Source organism: Spirochaeta lutea (genome assembly GCF_000758165.1).
In the GTDB taxonomy this organism is placed as follows: domain Bacteria; phylum Spirochaetota; class Spirochaetia; order DSM-27196; family Salinispiraceae; genus Spirochaeta_D; species Spirochaeta_D lutea.
Genome location: NZ_JNUP01000001.1, coordinates 41,010 through 65,420 on the forward strand (window position 1 = coordinate 41,010; position 24,411 = coordinate 65,420).

At 47.0% G+C, this 24,411-nt stretch carries 27 protein-coding genes and 1 tRNA gene; 10 read left to right on the plus strand and 18 right to left on the minus strand.

The window, feature by feature from the left end; genetic code table 11:
• Nucleotides 1-100 precede the first annotated feature (100 nt).
• From DC28_RS00205 to DC28_RS00265, 13 genes are all read right to left on the minus strand, one after another.
• On the minus strand, nt 101-460 hold the full coding sequence (locus DC28_RS00205) for a YraN family protein (protein WP_052078256.1): 360 nt from the start codon (nt 458-460) through the stop codon (nt 101-103).
• Between the two features lie 17 nt (nt 461-477).
• Nucleotides 478-1,623, minus strand: coding sequence for an HD-GYP domain-containing protein (locus DC28_RS00210; protein WP_037544437.1), 1,146 nt, complete (start codon nt 1,621-1,623; stop codon nt 478-480).
• Nucleotides 1,604-1,894: an EscU/YscU/HrcU family type III secretion system export apparatus switch protein gene (locus tag DC28_RS00215; RefSeq protein ID WP_081941727.1), complete on the minus strand. Its 291-nt coding sequence runs from the start codon at nt 1,892-1,894 to the stop codon at nt 1,604-1,606. Before DC28_RS00215 ends, DC28_RS00210 begins: the two co-directional genes overlap by 20 nt.
• Nucleotides 1,878-2,876 carry a hypothetical protein gene (locus tag DC28_RS16325; RefSeq protein ID WP_156104512.1) on the minus strand — a complete coding sequence of 333 codons (999 nt, stop codon included), beginning with the start codon at nt 2,874-2,876 and terminating at the stop codon, nt 1,878-1,880. The genes DC28_RS00215 and DC28_RS16325 overlap by 17 nt, the downstream gene beginning before the upstream one ends.
• Before the next feature lie 3 nt (nt 2,877-2,879).
• Nucleotides 2,880-3,239, minus strand: coding sequence for a 50S ribosomal protein L19 (rplS, locus tag DC28_RS00225; protein ID WP_037544441.1), 360 nt, complete (start codon nt 3,237-3,239; stop codon nt 2,880-2,882).
• Nucleotides 3,217-3,966 carry a tRNA (guanosine(37)-N1)-methyltransferase TrmD gene (gene trmD / locus DC28_RS00230; protein WP_052078259.1) on the minus strand — a complete coding sequence of 250 codons (750 nt, stop codon included), beginning with the start codon at nt 3,964-3,966 and terminating at the stop codon, nt 3,217-3,219. Before trmD ends, rplS begins: the two co-directional genes overlap by 23 nt.
• Nucleotides 3,963-4,466, minus strand: coding sequence for a ribosome maturation factor RimM (gene rimM, locus DC28_RS00235; RefSeq protein WP_037544443.1), 504 nt, complete (start codon nt 4,464-4,466; stop codon nt 3,963-3,965). The genes trmD and rimM overlap by 4 nt, the downstream gene beginning before the upstream one ends.
• The gene (locus DC28_RS00240; RefSeq protein WP_037544445.1) at nt 4,466-4,699 is read right to left on the minus strand and encodes a KH domain-containing protein; all 234 of its coding nucleotides are present in this window, start codon (nt 4,697-4,699) and stop codon (nt 4,466-4,468) included. The genes rimM and DC28_RS00240 overlap by 1 nt, the downstream gene beginning before the upstream one ends.
• Before the next feature lie 40 nt (nt 4,700-4,739).
• A complete protein-coding gene (gene rpsP / locus DC28_RS00245) occupies nt 4,740-4,991 on the minus strand; it encodes a 30S ribosomal protein S16 (protein ID WP_037544448.1) in 252 nt (83 codons plus the stop codon).
• 140 nt (nt 4,992-5,131) lie between these two features.
• On the minus strand, nt 5,132-6,463 hold the full coding sequence (gene ffh / locus DC28_RS00250; RefSeq protein WP_037544450.1) for a signal recognition particle protein: 1,332 nt from the start codon (nt 6,461-6,463) through the stop codon (nt 5,132-5,134).
• A gap of 79 nt (nt 6,464-6,542) precedes the next feature.
• Nucleotides 6,543-7,937, minus strand: a complete 1,395-nt coding sequence (locus DC28_RS00255) for a hypothetical protein (protein WP_156104513.1) — start codon at nt 7,935-7,937, stop codon at nt 6,543-6,545.
• 180 nt (nt 7,938-8,117) lie between these two features.
• Nucleotides 8,118-8,564 (minus strand): hypothetical protein, encoded by a 447-nt coding sequence (locus DC28_RS00260; RefSeq protein ID WP_037544454.1) that lies wholly within the window; start codon nt 8,562-8,564, stop codon nt 8,118-8,120.
• A 24-nt stretch (nt 8,565-8,588) separates the two neighbouring features.
• Nucleotides 8,589-11,468 (minus strand): chromosome segregation SMC family protein, encoded by a 2,880-nt coding sequence (locus DC28_RS00265; RefSeq protein ID WP_162180168.1) that lies wholly within the window; start codon nt 11,466-11,468, stop codon nt 8,589-8,591.
• 101 nt (nt 11,469-11,569) lie between these two features.
• Here DC28_RS00265 and DC28_RS00270 point away from each other — a divergent pair, with 101 nt between their 5' ends.
• From DC28_RS00270 to DC28_RS00280, 3 genes are read left to right on the plus strand one after another with little or no spacing between them, the layout of a single operon-like run.
• Nucleotides 11,570-11,953 (plus strand): class II SORL domain-containing protein, encoded by a 384-nt coding sequence (locus tag DC28_RS00270; RefSeq protein ID WP_037544458.1) that lies wholly within the window; start codon nt 11,570-11,572, stop codon nt 11,951-11,953.
• A gap of 47 nt (nt 11,954-12,000) precedes the next feature.
• Nucleotides 12,001-12,624, plus strand: a complete 624-nt coding sequence (locus DC28_RS16045) for a ribonuclease HII (RefSeq protein WP_037544460.1) — start codon at nt 12,001-12,003, stop codon at nt 12,622-12,624.
• A 56-nt stretch (nt 12,625-12,680) separates the two neighbouring features.
• Nucleotides 12,681-13,487, plus strand: coding sequence for a formate/nitrite transporter family protein (locus DC28_RS00280; RefSeq protein WP_081941728.1), 807 nt, complete (start codon nt 12,681-12,683; stop codon nt 13,485-13,487).
• Nucleotides 13,488-13,669: 182 nt separating this feature from the next.
• On the opposite strand, the gene DC28_RS00285 is transcribed toward DC28_RS00280, so the two are convergent.
• Nucleotides 13,670-13,741: transfer RNA gene (locus DC28_RS00285), tRNA-Gly, on the minus strand.
• A 219-nt stretch (nt 13,742-13,960) separates the two neighbouring features.
• Here DC28_RS00285 and DC28_RS00290 point away from each other — a divergent pair.
• The 3 genes from DC28_RS00290 to DC28_RS14995 are packed head-to-tail and all read left to right on the plus strand — an operon-like array spanning nt 13,961 to nt 15,743.
• On the plus strand, nt 13,961-14,353 hold the full coding sequence (locus DC28_RS00290) for a hypothetical protein (RefSeq protein WP_037544462.1): 393 nt from the start codon (nt 13,961-13,963) through the stop codon (nt 14,351-14,353).
• Between the two features lie 18 nt (nt 14,354-14,371).
• Nucleotides 14,372-14,602, plus strand: coding sequence for a DUF3276 family protein (locus DC28_RS00295; protein WP_037544463.1), 231 nt, complete (start codon nt 14,372-14,374; stop codon nt 14,600-14,602).
• Nucleotides 14,603-14,648: 46 nt separating this feature from the next.
• Nucleotides 14,649-15,743, plus strand: a complete 1,095-nt coding sequence (locus DC28_RS14995) for a DNA recombination protein RmuC (RefSeq protein ID WP_162180169.1) — start codon at nt 14,649-14,651, stop codon at nt 15,741-15,743.
• A gap of 3 nt (nt 15,744-15,746) precedes the next feature.
• Here DC28_RS14995 and DC28_RS00305 read toward each other — a convergent pair whose 3' ends face one another.
• Nucleotides 15,747-16,655 (minus strand): diacylglycerol/lipid kinase family protein, encoded by a 909-nt coding sequence (locus tag DC28_RS00305; protein WP_162180170.1) that lies wholly within the window; start codon nt 16,653-16,655, stop codon nt 15,747-15,749.
• Nucleotides 16,656-16,694: 39 nt separating this feature from the next.
• Here DC28_RS00305 and DC28_RS00310 point away from each other — a divergent pair, with 39 nt between their 5' ends.
• The 4 genes from DC28_RS00310 to DC28_RS00325 all read left to right on the plus strand — a co-directional run bounded on the left by DC28_RS00310 (nt 16,695) and on the right by DC28_RS00325 (nt 21,916).
• Nucleotides 16,695-17,933: an MFS transporter gene (locus tag DC28_RS00310; protein ID WP_037544465.1), complete on the plus strand. Its 1,239-nt coding sequence runs from the start codon at nt 16,695-16,697 to the stop codon at nt 17,931-17,933.
• Nucleotides 17,934-18,004: 71 nt separating this feature from the next.
• A complete protein-coding gene (locus DC28_RS00315; protein WP_052078263.1) occupies nt 18,005-20,269 on the plus strand; it encodes a GGDEF/EAL domain-containing response regulator in 2,265 nt (754 codons plus the stop codon).
• A 14-nt stretch (nt 20,270-20,283) separates the two neighbouring features.
• Nucleotides 20,284-20,775 (plus strand): FKBP-type peptidyl-prolyl cis-trans isomerase, encoded by a 492-nt coding sequence (locus tag DC28_RS00320; protein WP_037544466.1) that lies wholly within the window; start codon nt 20,284-20,286, stop codon nt 20,773-20,775.
• Complete coding sequence (locus DC28_RS00325) at nt 20,765-21,916, plus strand: GGDEF domain-containing protein (RefSeq protein WP_037544467.1); 1,152 nt, start codon at nt 20,765-20,767, stop codon at nt 21,914-21,916. The genes DC28_RS00320 and DC28_RS00325 overlap by 11 nt, the downstream gene beginning before the upstream one ends.
• A gap of 104 nt (nt 21,917-22,020) precedes the next feature.
• On the opposite strand, the gene DC28_RS00330 is transcribed toward DC28_RS00325, so the two are convergent.
• The 3 genes from DC28_RS00330 to DC28_RS00340 form a co-directional block, all read right to left on the minus strand.
• Nucleotides 22,021-22,821 carry a PhzF family phenazine biosynthesis protein gene (locus tag DC28_RS00330; RefSeq protein WP_037544468.1) on the minus strand — a complete coding sequence of 267 codons (801 nt, stop codon included), beginning with the start codon at nt 22,819-22,821 and terminating at the stop codon, nt 22,021-22,023.
• Nucleotides 22,822-22,925: 104 nt separating this feature from the next.
• Nucleotides 22,926-23,435: an asparaginase domain-containing protein gene (locus tag DC28_RS00335; protein ID WP_037544469.1), complete on the minus strand. Its 510-nt coding sequence runs from the start codon at nt 23,433-23,435 to the stop codon at nt 22,926-22,928.
• 1 nt (nt 23,436) lies between these two features.
• Nucleotides 23,437-24,291: a DMT family transporter gene (locus tag DC28_RS00340; protein ID WP_037544470.1), complete on the minus strand. Its 855-nt coding sequence runs from the start codon at nt 24,289-24,291 to the stop codon at nt 23,437-23,439.
• Nucleotides 24,292-24,411 lie beyond the last annotated feature (120 nt).

Genomic DNA, 24,411 nt, shown 5'->3' on the forward strand with positions numbered 1-24,411 from the left:
TCAATTGCCCACTCAACATAATATGGATCCTTTAATTTTTTTTGAAGTTCAAGAATTTCTTGGGGTGTCAATTCACGGTCATGATTCATCATAGGTTCAGTTACCCAATGTCCTCATAAAAATCGATGGTTTTTGTTTTCACATTGATGAATAATACATCAATTTGAATACTATGGTCTGAGAAATTATTAGGTTGCTCAAAAAAGTACCGTACACCCCGTTTAATTTTTCTCAGCTTATTACAATTTACGGCACGCTCCAGCTCAAAAACCGGTGTGTCCGCCCAGGCCTTAACCTCAATAAAATGTAAAGTCGAGTGTTCTACAGCAATAATATCGACTTCACCGCCGGGATAATTAAAGTTTCTTTTTATTATCTTGAAATTTCTCTGGGTGAGAAAATCGCAGGCACGCTGTTCACCCCGCCTGCCTTTTTGAACAGTCGAATCAGGTTCTTTCATTCCAGCTCTCTGAACGCTTAGGTTTGGCCCGTGGGTAATTCCTTTGGGTTGACTGCCCGGGCAATAAACACACCCTTGGTCTGCATCAAGTCTAGGATTTCCCCCTCATCTTTTAGGTATTGCCGGCCTTCAGTGTTCACCATGATCTTAATTTCTGGACGCAACGGAGCATCTGGATGATTCTGTACTACCCGGCCTATACTGGCGTCGCTGAGGAGCACAATCGATCCAATCGGGTAGATGCCGAGGGTTCGTATAAAAACCTTTACGACCTCGGGGTCAAATCTTCGCCCGTTATCACTCAAAATCGTCCGCATGGCTGTGTATCCAATCATCGAATCCCGGTAAGGACGTTCGCTGACCATCGCCTCGAAGGCATCCGCAATGGAAATCACCCTACCTGTTAATAGAATTTCTTTCCCCTTTAACCCACGTGGATAGCCCTTTCCATCCCAACGCTCATGGTGTTGTAGGGCTGCCATCCCTACATCTTCTGAGAATTGAAGCTCTTTCGTAATTAATTTGTAGGTGTGAATTGTATGCGTTTTTATAAGTTGAAGCTCTTTGTTTTCTAACCCGCCCTGCTTCTCCCGGATGGATGCCGGAATTTTTGCCATACCGATATCTCGAAGGAGGGCTGCTATGGAGAGCTGTTGCAGTTTATGGGGTAACAGAGCTAATTCTTGGCCTACCAGGTAACTGATTATCGTTCCGTTTATAGCATTCTCTATGATGGTAGATTCACCCTTTACACCGTAAAGAATCAGCTGAATCATATCTCCACGAAACTCATTCAGGGTATTGGTAATAGAAGCAAGGAGGTTGAGAAGCCCCTCACGCTCAATCAAAGAGCCTTTTCTAATTTTTTCAAAATACCCAGTTAAGGTTTGACACCAGCCGGTATAATCCTTCATAAGCTTCCGCTGGGTTGGATTGTTAAATAACAACTGGGCGAGTCCGCGCCGAGGATCGGGATTTTCAGGATCACCCACGAGGATATCCCCAGGGGTTTGCACCATCTCAATGCCCCATTTTTTTAAACGCTCAATATCTTTCTCCAAGAGTGCTACATTGGCTGGAATCAATATAGTGTCTTCTTCAATGTAAACACTTTCGGAAAAGATCATTCCGGGTTGTAATTGGTTAGTTAAAAGCGTTTTCATGATGTACACCGGCTTCTTGATTCTGGAGAAATGCATATAACGAAGCTACAACGCGATAAAAATCCTCAGGGATAGGTGTTCCCAAGGGAATTTTTGAAAGAGCTTCAGAAAGAACCTTGTCTTCCCTGATGGTAATATCCAGTTCCCGGGCACGGGTTAACAATAGTTCTACCTGCTCGCCAAAAGCTTTTGCTATGACCTCTGGGGCAACCTTTTTCGGATCATATCCTAACGCCACCGCTTTCTTCACTTTTTTATCCTTTAATATCAACTGATTTTAGTATAGTTGATGGATTATAAATTGAAAACCCATCAAAAACCTGATCATCATTGATATATTGCACTTCCTTGAATCTATGGGCTTCTACAAACTTGAGCAACCTTTGTTCTTCTTCACCATCAGGTGAGGTACTAGGGGAATACCCGGTATGATACCAACGCAGGATCTTTCTCTCGGGTTCGACCCATGTGAAGAATACGATTTCATTGCTGGTTGTAGACAATGAGACTACCAGCTGACCCGATGAATAATTCTGCCAGAAAAGCAGGTTCCCGATTTTTGTATCCTCGAGGGTGTAAAAATACCAGCCAGTTTGATTTTCTCTTAGCGTCAGAAGGTTAAGTATCTGAAAGTCATGATCTTCTGAGGCTACATCCCCGGGGGGTTGATGAGAAAGGTGTTTGAATACTCGTTGAGTAATGTGTTCCTTGGGATCTAACCCGAGGGAATGCAGGTGGACGCAAATCCCAGCCGGTATCGCTGATTTGGTTGAGAACACAGGACTATGCTTCTCAAGAAATGCACTCCAGCGCTTAACCGTCCCACCGGATATTTTAAGGTTCCTTGCCATTAATGAGTACACAAGAAATAGCCCGTGAGGATTATTCTGCAACGATAACTCGGCTAAAAATCCTTTTACACCTTGGAGCTGGAGATTGAGATACCCCGGGGCGGAGTTAATAGAATCATGGTGCGATAAAGACGGGGGGGTACCAGGATTGTTTGACAACTCGATGATAGTCCCCCGAGTAATAGGTTCATCTACCCTAGTCTTCAGTGAAACATGAAGGGTTGCACCCGGCCGGTCTAGGGATTTTACCGTTAATTCCAACAAGCCAGGCTGTTCTTTTTTCGGAGCAATATCGACTACTGAATATAAACGCCCCCGGATTCCACCTAGAGGCTGGATCTCGGGGGCTGCTTTATAGAGTATGTTTCTGTTAACGATGTATCTCGGAACAGAACGAATCATTCATTATGCACGATTTTTTTTCTTTATGAGTTCTCGAATCTTAGCAGCCTTACCAATGCGGTCTCGCAGATAATACAGCTTCGCACGACGTACTCTACCCCGCCGTTCTACCTCAATCTTCGCGATCCGAGGAGAATGAAGGGGGAATACCCGCTCCACACCAACCCCGTAGGAGTTCTTCCTAACGGTAAAGGTAGCACTGGCACCAGAGTTGTTTCTGGCGATAACAATCCCTTCATATACCTGAATACGCTCGGTCTTCCCCTCTACAATGGTGAAGTGAACCTTGACCGTGTCTCCAATAGAAAATTCCTGTATAGAATCCTTAATTTGTTCAGCTTCAATAGCCTTTATGAGATCCATAACTTCCTCCCTGTTCTTCGGCAGCAGCAAGCAATCTTGCATCTTCCTTTGTTAATTCTTTCTTTGCAAAAAGGTCAGGACGGACATGTTTTGTTTTCCGTAGTTGTTGACCTCTTCGCCATGCATTAATAGCAGCATGGTTCCCCGATAATAATACATCTGGGACCCCTATGCCCAGTACCTTTTCCGGTCTGGTAAAATGGGGATATTCGAGCAATCCATCGTTGTGACTCTCTTCCACCAAGGATTCTTGGTTGATAACACCGTCGACGAGCCGATACACGGCATCTATGATCGTTAACGTGGCAACCTCCCCTGATGATACGACATAATCACCAATGGAAATCTCATCAGTCACATAGCGTTGGATAACGCGGTGGTCTATCCCTTCGTACCGGCCACAAATAAATACCAATTCTTGTTCGTCAGCGAGGTTTTTCGCAAACTCCTGATTAAACAAACGCCCGGAGGGACTCGGGTATACTACCCGTTTTCCCAGGGCTTGAACTGAGTCCAGAGCACCTACCAGGGGTTCCGGTTTTAAGACCATTCCGGCACCCCCTCCGTAGGGATAATCATCACAGGTACGATGTTTGTCCAAGGCAAAATCACGGATATTAACAGAGCTGTACTCAATTATGTTCTTATCGACAGCCTTTGCCATGATTGAGCTTTGAAAAAAAGCATCTACAATTTCTGGAAACAAACTCAACACAGTTATTTTCATTGAAGAATCCATTCATCTACAAGGTGGATACACTTTTGCGGTATATCAACCTCGGCAATAAACTGATCTATCATGGGGATATGCACTACCCTACCGTCTGTTAATTTTGTCTCCAACAAATCGCTGGCACTGTTCTCCCAAACCGATACAACCACGCCTCTTGTAGTTTCACTAACACTTATACGGCAACCCACCAAATCGGCAATGTAATATTCACCCTGGCTGAGCTTGGAAGCCTTATCTCGTTCAACTAAGATTTCTGCGCCTCCAAGTTCTTTTACAGCTTCGGGACTATCCAATCCTTTTATCTTGGCTATGGGATTTTTCCCGGTTCCTCGTACATGTTCAATTTCTATCTGACGCTCATGTCCGTTAAAGCGGAGTATAGCTGCGGTCAATTCCTTCAAGTGGTTGATTTCACCTGAATGGCTGAACAGTTTGCACTCTCCTTTGACCCCGTGGGGGCTCTTTAGGGTTGCAACCACTATCAACCGTTGCATCAGTCCAGTATCTCTAGAACAACACGCTTTCCTGATTTGGTAGCGGAGGCACTGAGCAAGGTTCTGATAGCCTTGGCTATACGTCCATGCTTGCCAATCACCTTACCAACATCGTCTCCTGCTACCTTTAGTTCAAGGATGGTAGACTTTTCTCCCTCTATTACATTCACCTCGACACCATCAGGGTTATCAACAAGAGATTTTGCCAGATATTCAATGAGTTCTCGTTCCATACATTCCCTCCTCACTCTTACCTATTTAGGAGGAATACTTTTACTTTAGAAAAATATCCTTCTTGTTGAGCAATTTCCGTACGGTATCCGAGGGAGTTGCACCCTTTTCTAACCATTCCTTAATTTTTTCCTCTTGCACTACCAGCTGTTTATCATCAGCTTCAATAGGATGGTAAAACCCTAGTTCCTCTATTGCCTTACCATCCCGGGCGGTACGGGAATCCATTACAACTATCCGGTAGTAGGGCCGCTTCTTACTTCCGAATCTCTTCAATCGAATTTTAACACTCACCGTTGATCCTCCTATGATCCAACCAGTTGATCCACAGCTGCTCTGGAGCAGTTGAAGTATCGAATTTGAATTTTGTATCGTAACATTGATGTTCGGATCGTTTTGCCGCGGAATCCGAACAGTTCTACCGAGTACTAGCCTCAGCCTCCGAACTGTCTCATCAATTGCTGCTGATACTTTTTATTTTTTGTCATTTTTTTCATCATAAGCCGCATCTTTTCAAATTTCTTTAAAAGTTTATTTACATCGTACACCGAAGTGCCGCTGCCTTTTGCGATCCTTTTTCTCCGAGAAGGCCCTATGATCAGATGATTATCACGCTCTTTGAGAGTCATGGATAGTAGGATAGCCTCTTCACGTTTCATCTCACCTTCATCCACTGCTTCGGCAGCTTCTTGGGCCTTCAGTCCCGGAATCATGCCGAGCATAGATTCAACGCTGCCCATTTTTTTCATTTTCTTGAATTGATCAAGGTAGTCAGCCAGGGTAAAACTGGCGGACATCATTTTCTTTTGGAGCTCTATTGCTTCCTGCTCATCAAAGGCCTCCTGAGCCTTCTCAACGAGACTTACCACATCCCCCATGCCCAATATGCGGGATGCAATCCGTTCGGGGTAAAAGGGTTCGATGTCGGTTATTTTTTCACCAGTACCTATATATTTAATGGGCTGATCGGTAATGGATTTAATAGATAGTGCAGCACCACCCCGGGTATCCGAATCAAACTTAGTTAAGATTACCCCTGTAAGGCCGATCTGATCGTGGAAGGTCTTTGCAATGTCAACAGCTGCTTGTCCGGTCATGGCATCAGCAACCAACAAGGCTTCAACAGGATCTACTACCTTTTTGATCCCCTGTAATTCCTTCATTAGATCAAGATCAGCCTGCATTCGACCTGCGGTATCAACAATCAAGACATCAAACTGCTCTTTCTTCGCTCTCTGCAGGGCCGATTTAGCTACCTTACTGGGATCCTTAGCCTTTTCATCGGCGACCACTGGGATACCGTGTTGCTCCCCGAGTATCATGAGCTGCTGTATGGCGGCCGGTCTTACAAGATCAGCCGCAGCAAGCATGGGGCGTCTACCCTGGTTTTTTAGTTCTAGGGCTAGTTTTACCGAGGTCGTCGTTTTACCGGAACCTTGCAGTCCGTATAACAGAATCACACTGGTAGTGTCCGGTCCTTTAAGCTGCAGTTCCTGGCGGGTATCGCCGAGAAGCTGCACCATCCGATCGTTTATGATTTTTATGAATTGCTGACTCGGTGATACGGCTTTCAGAACCGCATCGCCTTTGGCTTCCTGGATAGTCCGATTTACAAAACGCCGAACAACCCGCAGATTGACATCCGCCTCTAACAGGGCAATTTTTATTTCCTCAACAGCATCCTCGATGTTCTTTTCAGAAATTCGAGCCTGTCCTGAGATAGATCTGATAACGTCTGTAAATTTATCTGAAATACGGTCTAACATTCAGCCTATGTCCTAAAGTATAGTAACGCTACTTATACAGATATAGGCGGGAACTGTCAAGGCTTGGGATGAGAAGTCCTTACCGTACCAATATATAGTCACGTTCCAGCTGCAATGCCGCCCCTCGAGCTTGCTGGTAGTGTGTGCTTAGGGGATATTCTTGGAGAAGCCTCCGATACAGCGAAACAGCCGTCTTGATGCTGGTTAGATCCTTTTGGGCAGCCAAATCTTGGGCTTGGGCAAATAACACGTCATCTCCGCTCCGAGAGCTCTGTATTGCAAGTTCTTCTTGTTTTATAGCTGACCGGTCAGAAACTGTTCTGAGGGATGGGCCCTGGGATACAGGCTCTACCCCTGGAACTTGATTCGGAGCTTCCTGGGGGTAATCTGGGTCTTTATCGGGCTCTGTTTGCATTGATGTAACTATCGAAATGGATTTCGTATCTTTTTTCCCGCTTTGGAGATTGTACCGTTCTAGGTCCAGGGTAATCGGTTGGGTTAGCTGTGGTTCTGCCAGGGGCTCATCACCCGTGGAATTTAAGGTAAGATGCATTCCCTCGGTACCGTACTGTAGTGAAACTACGAGATTAATCTGATCGGCGATGTACCGACCGTCTGAGATGGATAGAATCTCCCGGGGCTCACTTGCGGCAGAATCCTCTCCCTCCAAGATTCGGGTGACACTCCAGCCGAATCCGGGCAGGAAAACGGATTCCCGAAGCACCTGGGATAGGGAATACACATCATGGGGGCGTAGCCGGACGGTTTCACCCTCCGGGATTTCAGGGTCCATTTCCAGCTCATTCTGATCGGGTTGCCTTCCGGCAGCCTCAGCCTGACCGCCTTCTGCCGGCTCTCGGACCTGGCTGGGCGCCAGAGCCACGGATACAACCTCTGGAGGAGCCGTGGGGGATACCGACGGGGGGTTCGCCTCCGCTACCCTGTCCACCGCTGCAGTTTCACGATCGCCAGTCGAATTTGCCACTCTCGGTGTTGCTTCATGGTTGTCAGGCGTTTCGGGGAGACCCTGAGACGGATCGGTGGTATTGGGAAGGTTCTCCCCGCGAGAGGTTGGTACTTCAGATACATAACCGCTTTCCACGTCCAGCTTTTCTGAAATCTGCACCATCGGCAGGGGTAAGGGCTGCTCCAAGGCTATCGAAGCCGGAGCCGGACTGGGGATGAGGGGAAGCTCGGGCATTTGCCGGCTGCGCGGAATGGACGTCTGCTTGAGAACTCGGTATATCGGCAGCAACCCTGGGGACGGGGGAGTGGGAATCTCTATCACCGGGTCGGCGGAAGGGGTCCGTCTAGCGCTTATTTCCGGTAAGGCTTGTTCCGAATCTTCCGTATGCCCTGGCTTCGAGATAGGTATTTGTTGTGGAGATTCTATTGATGGTTGGTTCGGCATGCTCGCGCAGCCTCCCAGTACCACCGCCATAGTTAAGATCATTAGTCGATTAGCAGTTTTCATTGCCATCCCCTCCCGTACTAGTATCGGAACGTACCAGGGTGGGTTAAGTACTTTATGGTGCACAAACGGTTATACCCGCGCTAGATATAGGGGATAGAGATAGGTGCGGGGTCTTGAAGCCAACCCAGATATAGGTTCGCGGGGGAACACGCTACAGGCTTTTAGGTATTACATATGGTATTAATCGATTTCCATCAGCAAATCAAAATACCGCTGGCGGTTCTGTTCTGAGAGGGTGTCGGTTCCAACGGTGATGGGATCAACCCAGAACTGTTCTATATCTTCCAGGGTCCATTGGGTTCGCCGGGGACGCTGCTGAATCCAGCCGGGGTTCCAGAAATACTCAATCTCGTTCGGGATTACCAATTCGGCAGGATCTAGCTCATGGGCGGCCTGCAAGGGATCCGGGAAGGGGGTATTCAAATCTTGTTGAACCGTGGGATCTGAATCCCTCCTCCCTGGGAGCCCGGCAGAAGCACCGGTATCCCCGGGCTTGGAAGTACATCCACGCATGAGAATCACCATAAAAACCAACAACAGAACGCCAAGTACGATAAAGCCAATAATCCGTAATGGAATCTTTTTGAACAGTCCTAAAAACGCCTGTAAGATTTTTCTGGATTCCATGGTGACTCCTCCTTACCGGGGTATCTACCCCCTATGGAGATTTTGATCCGGAGTGGTTACCTCACCCTCGCCGCCGATGCGAATGGAGACTACCTTCGAAACACCGGATTCCTCCATTGTAACCCCGAGGAGGGTTCGTGCGCCGGCAACGGTTTTTTTATTGTGAGTTATCACAATGAACTGACTCGACTGGCCGAATTCCATCAGCATCGTCACAAACCTGCCCACATTGCTCTCGTCCAAGGCCGCGTCAATCTCATCGAGGAGACAGAAGGGGCTGGGTTTTACCATGTAGGTTGCAAACAGCAGGGCTACCGCGGTGAGGGAGCGCTCACCACCCGAGAGGAGGTTTATACTCTCAAGTTTTTTGCCCGGGGGCTGGGCGAAAATCTCGATTCCGGATTCTAGGACACGATCGGGTTCGGTAAGCCGGATCTCCGCCCGGCCGCCGCCGAATAGTCGTCGGAACATGGCATGAAAGTTTTTCCGGATCTTTTCATAGGTTTGGGTGAACAACTCTGCACTCTCTTGACGAATCTCAGCGGTGATACGTTCCAGGTCGGATTTGGCCTGGGCAAGATCGTCCATTTGCCCGCGAAGAAATTCATAGCGTTCCTTAACCTCGGCAAATTCTTCGGGAGCCATAAGGTTCACACTTCCAAGGCTCTTTTGCTCCTCTTTGAGGGTATCCATGTTCTTTTTTAATTCTTGGATACTATCGGTGATCTCATATATCCGATCTTCATAGGTGCTTAGTTCTTGGGAGTACCGTTCCCTAAAGTTGTTGTACAGATTCTTAATATCCGCGGAGATCTCAGCCAGGGTCATTTGCAGTTTTTCAACCTTTGCCTGGGCCTTCCCCAGTCCTGTCATACTCGTCTTAAGCTCTTTTTCCTTGCGGATCATCTCCGCATTCTTGGTGGAGATGGTTTTCTCGAGTCGCGAGAGGGTTTTTTGAAGGTTCTTTTCTTCTTTTTCCTGGGATAGCCGTTGAGATTCAACCTCTTTGATTTTATTGGAGAGGCCCTGCAGTCTTCCCTCATCCTCAGCCATCTGTTTCCGATGTTCCCGCAAGCGAGTGTACATTTCCTCGGTCTGGGTACGGGTTCGATTGATATCTTCCCGTATGGAAGCCACCTGATTCTTTAGTTGAACATCTGAAAGTTTGAGGTCTTCCAGGGTTCTTCGGTATTCTTCGACCTTTTTTCGCAGGCTATCATTTTCCTCGGTAAAATTTGTAATGCGTTCACGGTGGTTTTCAATTTCGTGGCGGAGGCTACGCATTCTTTCATCAATTCCACGTTTTCTCGTAATAATCCCTTCGGGTGCGATAAAATCATCCAAAAACCGAGGAATTGTTTCTTCCAGTTGGGTGTAGACATGATCCAGGTCGGCTATTTTTCCGTCTATATCTGATAAGCTTTCGATGAGGCCACGGATGCGATCCTGGAGTCCTTCTACCTCTCCTGTGCCTGTAAAATCGGATAACAGATCGCGTTTCCCCTGAACCGCAATTCTAATACCCTGTAACCGACCATGAAAATCTTCCGACAACTCTTCCCGCCGTTTTATAGAATACCCCGATTGTTGCAGCCCCTGATCCAATTGAGCTACGATATCGTCGGTCAACTCCGCGAGGGATTCCTGTAACCGGGTTTGCTCAGCCTCGATGGTGTGAATTTCTCGGGTGGAGGAATCTATACCCTGCTGATTATCGGCAATCCGGTCCGAGGTCCTGGTGATGGATGCTGCAAAGAATTGGATGTTTTGCTGGTTCTCCTGGACTCGGGATTCCATGGCTTTCTCAGATTTTTCTTTTTCAAGAATCGTATTCTGCACTTCCTCAATACGTTTGGAAATTACCGCTTCGGTCTCTTTATCGGATTTTAATTTATCCGAGATTTCCTGTCCCCGTTCCTGGAGGAGGGAGATTTGACTGGTCAGGTTATTCTTTTCAAGTTCAATCCCGTATAGCAGTTTTTGGGTCTCGATGAGCTCGGATTCCATGGTATTGACCTGATCGAGATTGCTCTCCACAGATTCATTAATAGTATCAATCCGGTGTTTTAATTCATCCCGTTCCTTGGCTGCAACGGCCAGCTCCTTATTCCGCTTATCCTTTGCCTCTAGGAGATCTCGAAGTTTAAGAAGCTGGATAGATAGCTCAACCGAAAAGGTCTCATCCTTAAGTTCCCGATAGCGTACCGTCTTTTCAGACTGCTTCTTAAGGGCGTCATAACTGCGCTTGACCTCGGAGAGGATGCTTTCTACCTGCCGCATATTCTCTTCGGTGCGTAAGAGCTTGCGCTCTGCCTCTTGCCCCCTCACCTTAAATTTAGTGATGGCGGCGGCTTCCTCAAAAATCAGCCGCCGCTCCTCCGGTTTATTCGAGAGCACCTGATCTATCTTCCCCTGCTCCATGATGGAGTAGGCTGATTTTCCCACCCCTGTATCATAAAACAGTTCACGGAGTTCCTTGAGGCGCACCGGAGTGTTGTTAATATAGTATTCACTGTCTCCGTTTCGATATAAGCGGCGTTTCACCGATACTTCCGGCATGTCCAGGGGTAATAAATTGTGATCGTTTTGCAGGGTAAGTGTGACTTCAGCAACATTGAGTGCCTTCCGGGCCTCTGTACCATTGAAGATTACATCCTCCATCTTATCTGCCCGTAGGCTCTTCGTGGCCTGCTCACCTAACACCCATTTGATGGCGTCCACCACGTTGCTCTTCCCGCATCCATTGGGGCCAAGCAGGGCAGATACGCCATCGCTGAATTGGATAAGACTCTTGTCAGCAAATGATTTAAATCCAAAGATTTCAATACTCTTGAGAAACACAGATACCTTCTTTTCTATTCGGCGGTTGAGGGATCTAGTAACGCCGCAGTTGCTATTGTTCACCCAAGCTATCACCAAGGGGGTGGAGCGTCAATATTCTTGCAGTTTCACGGGAATACAACTATCCTGAGATTATACCAGAAACCAAGATCCTAGGAGGAGTTATGATCAGTTCGAAAATCCAGAGTGCGGATTGGAAATCCGAAAAGCATGCACCGGTTATTGAGTGCAAACCACAGGGTGAAAAACAGGGTTCATACAGTGTTACTGTAAGTGTGGGAAAGGAAATTCCACATCCCAATACCACTGAGCACCATATTTCCTGGATCCAGCTTTTTTTCTTGCCCCAGGACGGCACATTTCCCATTCAACTCGGAGAGGCTAGATTCACTGCCCATGGTGAGTCGGCTCAGGGTGCGAATCAGGGTCCTGCATACTCCGTACCGGAGGCTCGCTTTCAGGTAACGATCACTGGCCAAGGAACCCTCCAAGCTATTAGCTACTGCAACATTCACGGCCTATGGCAGAGTGAAATCCCCCTGGCATAACAATGCCCCTGGTCCATACCTAGTTCCATTGCCCTAGCCGACCATTTATGGTATCTATCAGCACCATGTATGTATGCGGACTTGATGAAGCTGGGCGGGGGCCGCTTTGCGGCCCCGTAACGGCTGGGGCAGTCATACTCCCGGAGGAGTATAATCACCCACTGTATAAGGACAGTAAAAAACTCACAGAAAAAAAACGACGACTCATCGCGGAAGAGATTAGGGGATCCTCGCATCCCTGGGGGATAGGATGGGCCAGCCATCGAGAAATTGACAGTATGAACATCCACAATGCGACCCTGCTTGCCATGACCCGTGCTTGGGAGGATCTTGTACGCCGGTCCGGTGCAAGTCAGCTTGAGATCATCCTCGAGCAGGGGCTCGCTATCCTGGTGGACGGGAAGTTTGTCCCGCCTATTCCCGGTTTTACCGGGGAGATTCTTCCGGTTGTCAAGGGTGATCAATTAGTCACCGCCATTTCTGCTGCATCAATTCTTGCGAAAACCGAACGTGATGCCTGGCTGGATGATTGGTGTACTGAGAACGACCAAGATGACCGGTACGGCCTACGAAAGCACAAGGGGTATCCCACCGAATTTCATCGGAAAAAGATCGCCGAGTACGGTCCCAGTGAAATTCACCGTCTGAGCTTCCGTCTGCCCCAGGGATAATCGCCGACGATATAGAAACTAGCTACGAGAAATTACTTCACTATAAACGAGGATATATGCGTAACACATCACAAATTCTTCCCCCCGGGGAGGTTATTCGACAATTCATAACGGCCGGTGAAAAGAAGATCCAGCAACCGTCTCGGCAATTTTTTCTGTCGTCAGTACTTGGAGGCGCGTATGTGGCCTTGGGTTGTTTATTGGCTCTTGGGGTTGCCGGGGGGATCCCCGGGATTGCTGCAGCCAACCCCGGTCTGCCTAAGCTCCTGTTCGGGGTAATGTTCCCCCTGGGATTGATTTTGGTGGTATTCACCGGCGCCGATTTGTTTACAAGCGACTGTGCTATCTTTACGGTTTCTTGGTTGAGCAAACGAACCCCCTTGAAGGCGGTAGCGCCGCGGTTGCTTCTCAGCTACGGGGGCAATTTCATTGGCGCTATGGTGGTTCTATTTATTGTGGCTATACCGAGCGGTTTTCTTGGCCATGAACCCTGGAGCGCATATTTTGCGGGGATTGCCGAGGGTAAAACGAGTCACAGCTTTTTACTCTCCCTTCTGAAGGGAGTCGGGGCGAACTGGCTGGTTTGTTTAGCAGCCTGGATGGGGACTGCAGCTTCTGACGCCCCGGGGAAAATGCTAGGGATATGGTTACCGGTTATGGCCTTTGTCACCCTAGGGCTTGAGCATAGCATTGCGAATTTTTTCCTTATTCCCGGTGGAATGATGAGCGGAAGCACGAATACCATTATCGAGATGTTCGCTACCAACATAATACCGGTAACCCTTGGGAATATGCTCGGAGGGATTTTTCTGGTCGGCGTGCCCCAGACGCTCTTGTTCTTACAGAATGATTCTGCGGAGTAATTGCACCCCATGTTGATTTGTCGTGATGTTTGTCCCTGTCCTTGCAGCCCACGAACCTGAGTATTCTATATAGTGACCTGCGTACTGGTACTGTACTAACATACCAAGTTGTGCCAAGGAAAAAATGTACTGGGGTAAGCCAGGGGAACCCTGGGATAATGAATTATTGGTAGGCGAGAAAGAGCGTCCGATCGGAATCGAACCGACATCTCCAGCTTGGAAGGCTGGGGTAATAACCATTATACGACGGACGCTTGCTGGGCTAATGTATACAGAAATGAAATATTTTTGTCAACAAGGGTTCGAAAATTGTGTTGCTCTTTATCCGAATACCCTGGGTTGACGGTATACTAGGATCAGGGGCTCGTGCATCTAGTGCCGGAACAATTACCGCAGTTAAGAGATCACTTTGGGGTATGATTTTTTGCGCATTCAGGCTATAGTCCCCGAAGAGATTTATGAAGGGAGATAGTATGGTAAAGAAAAGTATTGCCGTTCTTATGTTAGTATTCCTTAGTATAGCGGGTGTATTTGCTGGGGATTATGATGAACTTCGCGAGGTAATGGAAGAAATACTCGAGGTTCAGCAGGATTTGATTGATGGACTTGACGGGGCGGAAACCGCTGAAGAGGTAGCCTCGGTTATCGTCATTTGGGGTGAGGCGTTGAATGAGATTGGTCCGAAGATGACCGCCATTGAGGAAAAATACCCGGAAATCGTTGATATGCAGGAACCACCCGAAGAAGTGGCCGATATCGCTGCAGAACTTGAAGCTCTCGATGAGAAATTAGCAACTTCCATGATGAAGATCTACTCATATTATGAGGATCCGGCGGTACAAGAAGCCATGGAAAGTCTTCAGTAACAGGAAAGGGATGCATACATGGGCGTACGTGGCGAAATTTTTTCTACGAGGGTGATATCTGATCGACGGACATTCTTTTTCAATGTGAAGGAGAATCGTCGGGGAGATAAGTTTCTCAATATTGTAGAAAGCCGAAAAAATGTGAATGAGGATTTTGACCGCTCTCAGATTATGATTTATGAAGAAGATGTGGACCGTTTCGTTGAGGAACTAGAAAAAGCCGTCAAGGCATTAAAGACTCGTTCCTAGGTACAAAATGGATTGGATATTGGTTCCGTTCCTCATTCTTGGTTGGGTGTTAACTGTTCTGTTCTTTATCCTCTGGCTGCTCAACCGGGGGATATCGGCCCAACTGAAAAACCAAGTTCAAATAGAACGTGAGCTGCGTCTTGAACAGAGCAGAGATTTTTCCGAGACTCGAGAATACTTGACCAGCGTATTGCCCCGCAAAACCTTAGAGCTTCTCGAGTCAAAGGAACACAGCTCTACCAGCCAGCAGATCCAAGTTCTGCAGCAACACTTATCGCCGGTACTTCGGGAATTAACTCAGCTCAATCAAACCATGCATAGCAGGCAGAAGGATGAGGCCTTTTTTAAAGGGGGACTCGAACGGGAGCTTCAGAACCTGGTGAACCTGAATCAGACCCTTTCCGAGGAGGCTCATAATCTTGCCAGGGCGCTGGAAGGTCAGAACAAATCCCAGGGGATCTGGGGTGAGATGGTTCTGGAACGATTGCTTGAGTCTGCGGGGTTAGAAGCAGGCAGAGATTTTGAGCTTCAAAAAAGCTTCCGGTTGGGAGGAGGAACGATTCTCCGGCCGGACGTTGTAATCACCCTACCAAAAGAGCGTTTCCTGGTAATCGATGCGAAGGTAAGTCTTAAGTCCTATATGGATGTTATCGCTGCATCGCAAGAGGTGGAGCGGGCTGCTGCAACGAAGCGTCTGGTTGGGAGCATACGGGGGCACATTAAGTCCTTGGGAGAAAAACACTATGAGTTGCTTCATAAGTCATCGAGCATTGAGGCTGTATTGCTTTTCATGCCGATAGAAGGAGCGCTTGCTGCAGCCCTCTCCTCGGATTCCGGAATTTTGGAGTACGCTTTTTCCAAGAGAATCATTATTTGCTCCCCCAGCAGTCTCTTGCTCACCATTAAGATCGTTAATACCCTCTGGTTACAGGATTCCAAGGACGGCAGAACCGAAGCGCTGTTGGAATTAAGCGATGAGCTGACCCGCAGCTTAAAGCGATTATTTGAGGATCTGCAGAATCTTGACTCTAAACTTACTGCTTCCCAGGATTTGGTGGATCGTATGCTTACAAGGTTTACCGCGAAACGCGGAGGACTGCTGCCTACCCTGGATTCTATCGCAAAAAAACGGGACCAATGACCGCTACTGCACAACCACGGGTAAGCGAGATGCAAGAACTTGGACGGTTCCTCCCTTTTCATCCAGTCGATCACCGTCGAACTGTAAGAAACGACGCCGGCGCGTTTTTATAACCACCTGCTTGGCTTTGTACTGATGAAGATCCTTGAGATGCTGGCTCTGACCGCTCAACACATTGAACATCATAGTAATCAGAGCGCCGATCCCGGGTTGTTTATAGACCATGACGTGGAGGTACCCGCTATTCAAACTGGCAGTTGGGTTTATTACAATGCGCCCGGCGTAGTATTTTCCATTGGAAATAATTACCTGATAGCCGCTTACGACGACCTTTTGTAAGTCGTCATCATATATTTCAAGGGTTGTGAGGGGCGGCTTTCTTCTGGTGAGGGTCCGGAGAACCGCGAGCACGTAGGCAAACTTCCCGAAGAACTTTTTTTCCGCCTTATACACACTGTGGACCGTTAACGCGTCTATGCCCGAGGAAACCATGAGAACGAAGGGATGCTCGTTTATCATTCCCAGGTCAATGTGTTTGATTCGTCCGGTTCTCCATAGACTCAGGGCCTTAACCGGATCCTGGGGAATAAATAACTCTTTGGATAGTACGTTCGCTGTTCCGTGGGGAATGATAAGTATGGGCAAGGGATTGTCGATCATCCCCTCCACTACTTCCCGCACGGTTCCATCTCCTCCCAACACAACCACGGCATCCTTACCTTCCCGGTAGCTTTGAATGATCCTTCCGCCATCCCCTCGGTGCCTGGTGTACTCAATCTGCAGGGTGATGTTGTGTTGCTCTGCATAGGCGGTGAGCCGATGCATTGTCAGGGTAAGCCACCTCCGCCGGCCTGCCGCCGGATTGATGATACATAAGAGGGTGGCTGGTTTGTCTGCGTTTTTTCTAATCAAGATTATTTACCTTTCCTGAAACTGTTGGTATAACAGGGTATGCAAAAACCAATTAAAAAAATACTCAATTTGATAATGTTTTTCCAGCTTTTTACCGCTGGGGCGTTCAATCCTATACAGAGTCTCTATTTTACCCAACATCTTGGTTTTTCAGGAACCCAAACCGGATTAATACTTTCGTTCGCTGTGGTGTCGGCTATTCTGGCGCCGCTGCTGAGTTCCCTGGTGGTGGACCGGATTCTTTCCGCCCGCAGGCTGCTGATGGTGCTCCATGGCGTTTCGGCAGGTGCGGGAGTGTTTTTTTCTTTCCAGGATAATTTTATCCTCGTCCTGCTGAGTTATTTTATTTTTATGATCACCCAGGGACCAACGGTAGGGCTTGTAAACGCCGTTACCTTTGCGAACCTACCCGAACCCACAAAAAGTTTCGGCGGCGTACGGATGTTTGGGACCCTGGGATGGATGGTCGCCGGTTGGTCCTTCGGTTTGGTGGGGCATCTACTCTCGGTCTTGGGGGGTGATGCTTCCGGGACCTCTGTCCTGCTTCCATGGGCTTTCAGAATTGCTGCGCTAGGATCCCTCTTGACCCTTCTGTTTGCTGCGATCCTTCCGGGAAAACCTAAGCCTGTTTCGGTTCCACGAAGCCTGAAGGATATGATTCCCCGGGAGGCTTTGGCTGTCTTGGGACGACCGGAGATCCTGCTGCTGATGATGGTGTATTTTGTGTCGGGGATCTCTGATCGATTTTATGTGTTCGGTGCTGGACCCTATCTTAGCATGATAGGGTTTTCCCAGGCTCAGATCAGTCCCATCCTCACCATAGGGCAGATCGCTGAGGTTCCTGCCCTCTTTTTCCTCGGACGATTGCTAAAACGATTCGGGTTTAGAACCGTTTTTTCAATAGGATTGATTGCTCAGGTGGCACGATTCGCGATTTTTGGCTATGGAACCCATCCCGTCCTGGTATTCTTCGCTGTGGGATTAAATAGCCTGGTATTTGGCTTCTTTTACGCGGGGGCTACGGTATTTATTGATAGCCACACAGACATCGAGAGCCGGAGCAGTGTTCATCAGTTGATTAACCTCGTGTTTATGGGATTGGGAAGCTTAGTTGGAAATACCCTGGCGGGGGTGGTTTCCGATCTCATACCCGGTACTCAGAAATTTGGGAGCACATTCTGGACAGTCCCCTTCTGGGGTTCAGTCATACTGTTAACCCTGACCTGGGTTTTGGTGTTTCCACGAATTTTCCGAAAACCATTACAGAGCTCATCATAAGCTGTGGTACACCCAACATTCATGGTAAAATGCCGTTTCTTCTGTTACACTTGTCTGGGGAGGATCTTCATTTGAATAGCAGCCACGATCAAGTCACCGATGATCTACTCGTATTTAGCGATGAGTCGACTCCTGATGCCGTTGATTTACCGAAAGATGACACCACCTGGAAAATTTTAATTGTTGATGATGATGAACAAGTTCATAAGGTTACCACCCTCGCCCTCTCCCATGTTCTGGTTCACGGAAGGAGTTTAGAGTTCCTCCATGCCTTCACCTCAGCCGAGGCTATGGAGATCCTACAAACGACTGACGATATCGCCGCATTGTTATTAGATGTAGTGATGGAACGGGATGATGCCGGTCTTTTTTTAATCAAGGCGATTAGGGAAGATCTCGGGAACCAGAAAATTCGAATAATTCTCCGTACCGGTCAACCGGGATACGCCCCAGAGCTCGAGGTCATTCAGCAATACGATATAAACGACTATAAAATGAAGTCGGAGCTGACCCGGACGCGCCTTATAACCTCCATTACAACTGCATTACGATCCTATGATCAGATTAAACGGATCGAAGAAAGCCGGCTCGGCCTTCAGCAGATTATCAGGGCCTCCTCTGAGTTACTAAGCATCCATTCCCTGGGAGAGTATTCAGCAGCGTTGATTCGTCAAATCGGTTCCATTTTGGATACATCAATTCTTTCGGCTGCTTGTCTCCAAGGAAGGCTGCCCCTCTCAAGTGAAAGTACTTCCCTTCTCTATAGCCTTGGGGACCCTCCCTTCCTGGATGTCAATATGAATGCCCAGGGAGATCCTGAAGACCAAAACCGGGGAGTTATTGATTACCTTGTTCCAAAATTAGAGAAAAAACGCTCATGGTTTAGGAATGATGAGGCGCTGCTGTTCATTTCTGGTGTGGAAGACCGATGGCATGCAATTTATCTCGTTCTTGATACCGTATTAAATGATGGAAAACAGCGATTACTTGAGGTATTTGCAGCCAATCTCGGTGTAGGATTCCGTAACATTGAATTGGTACAAAACTTAGAGAACTTCGCGTTTTTTGATCCCCTGACCGCCCTTCCAAATAAAACAAGGTTCACAGAGATTATCGATTCTACCCTCAAGTCAAGCAACGTAAACCAACTAGTGGTTATGCTGGACATTGATGATTTTTCGGAACTAAACGATAGCCTTGGTCATGAACATGGCGATGCCTTACTTAAAGCAGTGGCGGAACGGCTGGTAAGTAATTATACCGGATCCTTTGTCATAGCACGTATAGCCGGGGATACCTTTGGAATTCTTGGCCCTGAGGGATTACTACGACCTCAAATGATTCTAAGCCTCTTCGAGGAGCCATTCTTAATTTCCGAAACCCCCTTTCCCATCCGAATAACTTTGGGGTTAGTTCACCTCCAAGATGTAGAAACCGGCGCTGAGGCTGTTAAAAACTCTAATATTGCCATGAAACGGGCAAAATCTAGTGCACGCAGCAGATTTCTGTATTTTTCATCAGCTATGAAGGATACCATTCACCGGCGGATGCTAATTTCAAAGGATCTGAAGCCAGCGTTGTTGAACAAAGAGTTTATTCTTCACTACCAACCGCAAATAGATTTAACCCGGGGTCAAACCGTAGGCACCGAAGCGTTAATACGGTGGAAACGACCCACAGGGGAAATCGTCCCGCCGTTCCATTTCATTTCTGTTGCGGAGAGTTCCGGAATAATAAATGATATAGGAAGATGGGTTTTCTCCGAGGCATGCAGGCAGGCCTTGGAATGGCATGCCATGGGTGATCCCTCGTGGAAACCCCGGATGGCGATCAACGTATCCATGCGCCAGGTTCATAATCCGAACTTTTTACCCTTTTTATCCCATGTTATACGAGACTATGGGATCGAACCCGATTTACTAGAGATTGAGATTACCGAATCTCTCGTCATGCAGGATGCTGAGAGGGTCATCGACTTATTGAAAAAAATAAAGGACCTGGGGATGCGGATCGCCATTGATGATTTTGGTACGGGATTTTCCTCGCTTAACTACCTGCTTCGGCTGCCCATCGATCGCTTAAAAATTGATAGAAGCTTTATTCTCAACCTTGAAACCGACCGCCGGTCCAAGGTGCTTACTGAGGTAGTAATACAGCTTGCGCAGCAACTGGAATTGGGAGTAATCGCCGAAGGCGTTGAAAACCAGCAACAAATTGAACTCGTTAGATCCATGGGGTGTAATGAGGTTCAAGGTTTCTTCTATTCAAAGCCCCTGCCCCCGGATGATTTAATCACCTGGGTTCGAAACAGTCACTCAGACATAAACAATTCTTAATTAACGAGGTCTTCATGAAAAAGGTAGAGAACAATAGAGTAGTAACATTGGATTATGAATTACGCGATGCTTCGGACAACACAGTACTAGATTCCTCGGCTGAGAATGGGCGCTTGCCATACCTGCATGGAAGCAAGTTCCTGATGCCAGGGCTTGAGGCTGCGTTGGAAGGTAAGAGCCTTGGTGAGCGGGTTGAGCTTACCCTAAGCGGAGACCAAGCCTACGGCGACTATGACGAGAAGATGGTTTTCACCATACCTCGGAAGGAATTTCCCGATCATATAGAGGTTGAAGTCGGCCTCGAATTCGAGGCAGAGATACAAGACGAACTTCGGTATTGTACGGTTACCCAGGCAGAACATGATTTGATCACCGTGAATGCAAATCACCCTCTCGCGGGAAGGACTCTAACCGTATGGGCGAAAATAACAGATATCCGTGAAGCAAGCCAGGAAGAACTGGAGCATGGACATGTCCACGAGGATGGTGAGGACTGTGACGAATAATCAAAGTGCTGCGAAGCGCTTTTCGGAACGTCCCGAGGTTCTCCAAAATTACCCACTCCTGCAAAACCTCGGTGTCTTTGATCATATTGAGGATTTGAAATACCAGATCCGGGATCTTGAAGAGCTCTTACAGGAGGCTTCAGGGATTTTTTCGCAGAAAACCATCGATGGTCTCATGGACTATATTGTCAGCTGCATCTCGAATAAGTTCATACCAACGGACCTCACGGTGGTTCTTCATGATAGGAACACAGGAGCGAAGGTTTTTAGTTATAAAAACCTTCGTAAACGTGACACTACCATTGTGATGGACAGTATCAAGCCCTTTGAGGATTTTTTCCTGCGTTTTCCTAATACCATCCATTTTGATCTTTTTGAATACCAATTCAACCACCCGGAGTTATTAGAACCATTGAAGGAGTACCATCCACAGATTGTTGTGCCGGTTATCGGCATGGCGGGTTTATACGGGCTTATTATATTCGGGCCCAAATTACTCGAATCCCAGTACATCGATGAAGAGATTGGCTACATTGACAGATTGATGAAATTCACTGCGATTGCCATCCAGAATATCATGAATTACCAAAACGCAGTGACCGATGTAAAGACCGGTCTTTATAACCATTCTTTTTTTATGAAGCGACTCCATGAGGAATGGTCTAACGCTGAACGGTACCGCAGCGATATTGGATTGCTGATTCTAGACATTGACCATTTCAAGACCTTCAATGACCGCTACGGTCATCTTGCAGGCGATGAGGTGATCATCAGTATTGCCGAATGTATCCGGGATTCCGTCCGGACCGGGGATGTGGTCGCCCGTTTCGGCGGTGAGGAGTTTACCGTCCTCCTCCTCCACAGCGATAGAATAAAGACCTGGAACTCTGCAGAGCGGATACGCCGCAGGATTCAGGAGACAGAGGTTCTGTATAGGGATGAAATCCTCCGGGTAACGGTAAGTATTGGCTGTGCGACCCTTAGCTATCAGGTTCCTGATACAATGGATGATTTTATTCAAAATGCAGATTCAGCGTTATATAAGGCAAAAGACTTGGGTCGAAACCGCTGTATTATGTACGGTGAAAGCCTCTTATTTACGGCCTTAATGTCTGAGTCAGGGGTTGGGGTCGATTGCTAAGAATACCCTTCGCCCTGATTGGGTCCGTAATAACAATTCGAAACGCACGTCGTAACGGTATCCAGGGACAATGTGGCTAAGGTGAGCATTACCTTTTTTTTACCCTATATAGTAAGCTTCCCTTGGAACACTATTTTTGCTTTTCCGGAAATATGAACATAGTTTGAGTCTATCTCTAGATTAATAATTCCTGGGCGATATGAGACCTGCTTGGCAATTAGATGTGATTTACCTAGCGTATCACCCCAATATTTCGCTAATAGAGTATGAACTGAACCAGTAACCGGATCTTCATTAACTCCCGCCCAAGGGTTAAAATACCTAGTTTCAAAATCAGCACTAGTACTTTTTTTTGTTATTCCAATTCCGTTTGAATAGATACCTTTATTTTGAAACATATATTCATATTTCGGCTTAATTAATTTTATATTGCAATTTTCTTTAATTACTAGAACAACTTTTTTTGTTTTTGTTCCATAAAAACACTCTTCAATTTCAATGTTTTCAAAAAAATCATTGTAGATTTCTTGTTTTTCAAGTGGAGCATAATCATCTAGTGGAAATTTCATGGAAATAGATTCATCTTGCTTTATTTCTACATTGTATTGATTTGCAAAGCTTTTAAAGGTGATATATCTATAATTAAAGGTATCAAAAAGCACTTTACTAGCAGCAAGTGTGGCATGACCGCATAACGTCATTTCCTTATTTGGAGAAAACCATCGAATAGTATATTCTGTATTATTTATTCTTCTGATAAAAGCGGTTTCAGACTTTCCCATATCTATCGCAATTTTTAACATTAATTCATCTGGAATGCTCTCTTTGTAAATGATTACGCCGGCAGGATTTCCTTCAGCGAGGTTCTCACTAAAAGCATTTACAATATATGACTCTAGTTTCATTTTTTCTCCACCATCAAAGACATCAGCTTAACCCGTTGTAGGGTGCGCAAGAGCTAGTAACCTGAGATTTTGAGGACCCTAGCAGCGGTGTGGTTCTGTAGAGCCTACTCAAATATACCGAGGTGGACATTTTTTCTTACTGTCTCGGCGGGGAATAGCTTACCGTTCATACATACGTATACTCCGTGCGGAAGGAGTTGGACGGCAGAGATACTGCAACCCAGGTTAAAGATTGCATCAGATCCACTAACCGAGTAGGGTATCATGGCTCCGGTAAGCACGATTGTTTTTTCTTTACCTCGGAAGGTTGACAGCAGTGTTCGTGCGGTCACATCCATGGTATCGGTACCATGGGTGATTATTATCCAATCCTCCTCAGAGGATACACAGGCATCGATGATTTTACGCCGATCTTCCTCGACCATTTCAAGGCTATCTTTGAGCTGGTTGATTTCCAATGTTATGGGAATGGTACACCGTACCTGCTTAAGGATTTCAGGAAGATGGGTCTTTCTTAGAGTAAGCTCACCACGTAGTTCATCATACTGCTTATCAAAGGTTCCGCCGGTGATGATGATTCGGATCGTTTTCTGTTGCTTCTGTTTGAGTTCCATGTCATCCCCATTTCCACGATATTAATGCCCCGGTGATAATTGCGATACCGCCGAGTATACTAAAAATACTCGGCATGGAGGAGAGTATCAGACCGTCTATGATCATTGAGAATACGATATTCGCATAATTAAAAATTGAAACCCTATTGGGGTTCCCCCGTTGGTATGCCAGGGTTAAAAACCACTGTCCTACTCCAGCTAGGAGTCCTAAAACAAGAAGTTGGAAAAACTCAGACTGGGTCGGTCCGGAGAGACTAATAAGAAAAGGGATGGTGGAAATAAAGCTGAACACCGCGAAATAGGCCATGATGGCTAAGGGGTTTTCCTTGGAGCCTATTTTTCCGATGATAGTATAGGCCAGTCCCGCTGCGGCCGCACCCAATACCCCCGCTATACCGGCCGCAAGCTGTATACTACCGGTTGTTTGTTGAGCCGACTGCAATACGAGCACAGCGCCGGTAAAGGCCAACACCAAAGCAAGGATCTGAACCATCCGAGGTCGGATCTTGGATAATAAGAAAGCAAACAGTAAAACAAAAAAGGGAGACAACCTATTGAGCATACTGGCATCCCCAAGGCTTAGGTATTGAAGGCTGTAGAAATACCCAAGAATACCAAGAGTACCAGCTAGTCCTCTAAACAGTAAGAGCAGTCTGTTACCAGGACGGCCAAGAAGTTCAGTAACCGGTCTGCGTGCATAGACCTGTAGTCCGAGGATAATGATAAACACTACCCCGTTTCTGAATAGGATTTTAATGGGGAGAGCAACCCCACTCAGATTTTTAACAAAGAAGCCCATAACCGCGAAGGATAGGGCTGAGATGAGCATATAAAGTATCGGCTTCTTGTCTGTCATTCTTGTTCCTACATCGCTAGTACGCCGGGAATACCGAAGGGGCGGTGTTCATCCCGCCCCTTCGGTTCGCTTACACTCTATGCCCATTCGAGAGGGACGGTACAACCGATAGGTTTGTTA